Origin of the sequence: Maribacter sp. (genome assembly GCF_049667165.1) — a bacterium.
In the GTDB taxonomy this organism is placed as follows: Bacteria; Bacteroidota; Bacteroidia; order Flavobacteriales; family Flavobacteriaceae; genus Maribacter_A.
In genome coordinates, this window is the sequence record NZ_JBATHS010000162.1 from 1 (window position 1) to 3,047 (window position 3,047).

Genomic DNA, 3,047 nt, shown 5'->3' on the forward strand with positions numbered 1-3,047 from the left:
TCCGCTTTTGCCACCCAACGACAAACTACCCTTCAATACGTTGACGGGTTTGAATGCCGACAGATAGAACGCAGGATACAATCCCGCGATAATGCCAATGACCAGTGCCGAAATGAATAGCAAGGGAACGAACCACCAAACGTCCCAAGGCATTGTGATTGTTTTTGCCGCAAGATTATTGAACGAGGGCAATAAGCCCCACGCCAAGAGAGTGCCAAGCACAAATGAAAACATACTGAAAATTACCGATTCGGTCAAAAACTGGGCCACGAGATTTCCTTTGAATGCCCCAACTGTTTTTCGCAAACCCACTTCTTTGGCCCTGTTGGCCGATTTGGCTGTAGAGAGGTTGATAAAATTGATGGCCGCTAGCAAAAGTATGAATCCGGCGATTGCCCCAAAAAGCCATACGAACCGTATATCGCCGTGTTTGAGTCCGTCACTCATTCTTAAATCCGATTTAAGATGGATATCGGTCACGGGTTGCAATTTATATTCTATAGTCTTCAATACTTCAATAAAATCTGGGGCGCGCCCACGATCTAATTGGGCTGGGATGATGTAGTTCTCCATGATGGAAAACATCTTTTTCTCAAGGTCTGGTATATTGGCTTTTTCATCGACTAAAACATAGGTAAAGTAATTCTGATTGGTCCAATTTATATTGGTGTCCTCAATGGGCAATAGAAAATCAAAATTCAAATGGGAATTTTTAGAGCCATCTTTCATAATACCAGTGATGGTATAGGGTTTTTCGGCATTGTTGTCCAGAATGACGGATTGACCGATGGCATTCCCATGGGGAAAGTATTTTTTCGCCTTGCTTGCCGAGAGGACGATACTGCCCGGTCGCACGAGCGCCTCTTTTGGGTTGCCTTGCTCCAGAGGGACTTCTAAAATCTCAAATGCCTCCTGGTCCGCAATAACAAATCCATCCTCGAAGGTATTGTGTACCGACCCCGAAACCCGTATGCCGCGCTTGCCTGCCCCAAATATCTCGATGGTATTCACCTTTCCGGCTTTTTCTATTTCAGGAAAATCGGATTGTAGGGCCGCTGCAAAAGGCAATTGAAAATGGGTGCTCTTCATGAGCTCACCTTGAAACATTCCCTGAAGTACTACCCTATATATACGGTTCTTATTCGCGTAGTGCTGATCATAACTGAGTTCGTTTCCAATAAAAAGTGCGATCAAGAGACATGCAGCGATTCCGACGGCAAAGCCACCAATTTTTATGGTGGTGAACAATTTGTCTTTTTTGATACTTCGCCAGGCGATTTTTAGATGATTTTTGAACATGATCGTTCGATTTTTGTTGATGAATTATTGAATCTTTTGGATTTTGGCTTCCCCTATGATAATGCCTCGATCCACATGGGGATTCCCTCGATAGGCCACCGTGGCTTCCCCATAGGCGGTAACCTTTAAATTCTCCACTACATTCAATCGATAGCTCCCCTCACCGTATGCCGTAATTTTGGCCGATGCGGTTTCCACACCCAGGGTGTTTACCGTAGTTTCGCCATAAGCGGTTATTTTTTGTCTCCCAATGGAACCTTCCTTAATTTCCAGATAACTCTCACCATAAATCGTAGTCTGTAACGCGCCTAGATCCACTTTGTCAAGATATACTTGGGACTCCCCATAAATTTTCAGTCGGAATTTCTCCCCCTTCAAAAGACTTTTACAGACAAATCTCTCTTCTCCCCTCAAGGAAAGTTCTTCAAAATCTTTATAGGTCACCGTAGCTTTAACAACCGTGCCCTTGTAGATAGACTTTTTTCTTTTGTAGCCGTCTTCGTTGGTTTTCTCACTTTTGGTCACCTCCTTGGCCCCATCTAGATACATACGAAGGGTTTTTCCGTTGACCTCTATATTGATTTTATCCACAGATACTGTGCTACTCTCAACGGCCACAGTTTCAGAATCCCCTTGTTGAAAGGTGACCTGTACGTGTGGACTCACTATGACCTTGTTGAAAGAATCAACACTTACGGACGTTGTTTGTGATAGCCCTATTTGGATGGTTATTAGGGTAAAAACTACTGTGAAAAAATTCGTTCTGCTTTTTGTTCTGTTCATGGTTCTTGTTTTATGTTTAACCTGCAAGGTTTAATTTTGACCTTGTAGGTTTATATTCTAAATTACGTTGCAGACCTACAAGGAGGCCTCCTTCGTCGGCAACACCTTGCAGGTTTACTTATTTCATTTAGCAGGTTTACTTATTTCATTCCGTTCGTAAACTTTTAACCGGGTTCACGATTGCCGCCTTGATACTCTGATAGCTTACCGTTAAAATGGCGATCCCCAAGGCCAATAAAGCAGCCAACGCCAACACCCACCAAGGGATGTCTATCCGATATGAAAAATCTTCCAACCATTTGTTCATGGCAAACCAGCCGATAGGAAGGGATATCAATATGGCAATACCTACCATTTTTAAAAAATCGGTGGTCAGACGGTATGCTATTTGCCCTACGCTTGCGCCCAATACTTTTCGTATCCCGATTTCCTTGGTACGTTTTTGGGCATTAAACGCGGCCAAGCCGAATAACCCTAAACAGGCAATTAAAATGGACAATGCGGTGAATACCATAAATATTTGTCCTAATTTTTGCTCTGCTTGGTAGGTCGCATTGAAGGAATCATCCATAAAACGATAACTGAATGGTTGCCCAGGGGCCATCTTGTTCCAAATTCCTTCAATGCTTGCAATCGTATTTGAAAAATCCCCGGCGCTTAATTTTACGGCCATGTTGCCTGTGGAATTCCTCAAGAAAAGACCCAAAGCCCCAATATTCTCACGTAAGGATTCATAGTGGAAATTCTTGACCACTCCGACCACCGTGTAGAATTGTGGCTGATTTAACTCAATGTCTCGGGAAAGTCGCATTCCCAATACTTCTTCTGGCCCTAAACCCAAAACCTTCAGTGCGGCTTCGTTGATAATGACGGCCGTAGAATCGGAAACGAACTGTTTGTCAAAATTCCTTCCTGTAACGAGTTCCATATTCAGCGTGGGCATATAGTCATAGTCAACATCCCAC

The 3,047-nt window shown here is 43.5% G+C and carries 3 protein-coding genes; all 3 read right to left on the reverse strand.

The features are described from left to right. On the reverse strand, nt 1-1,299 hold a 1,299-nt coding region (locus tag WBM98_RS08370), incomplete at its 3' end, for an ABC transporter permease (RefSeq protein ID WP_424365569.1). Nucleotides 1,300-1,323: 24 nt separating this feature from the next. Further along, a complete protein-coding gene (locus WBM98_RS08375) occupies nt 1,324-2,082 on the reverse strand; it encodes a head GIN domain-containing protein (protein WP_424365570.1) in 759 nt (252 codons plus the stop codon). Between the two features lie 145 nt (nt 2,083-2,227). Next, nucleotides 2,228-3,047, reverse strand: an 820-nt coding sequence (locus WBM98_RS08380) for an ABC transporter permease (protein ID WP_424365571.1), incomplete at its 5' end; no start/stop codon positions are given.

Excerpts from the sequence above, each read along its gene's own strand:
- WBM98_RS08375 (WP_424365570.1), bottom strand. The coding sequence starts at position 2,082 with ATGAACAGAACAAAAAGCAGAACGAATTTTTTCACAGTAGTTTTTACC.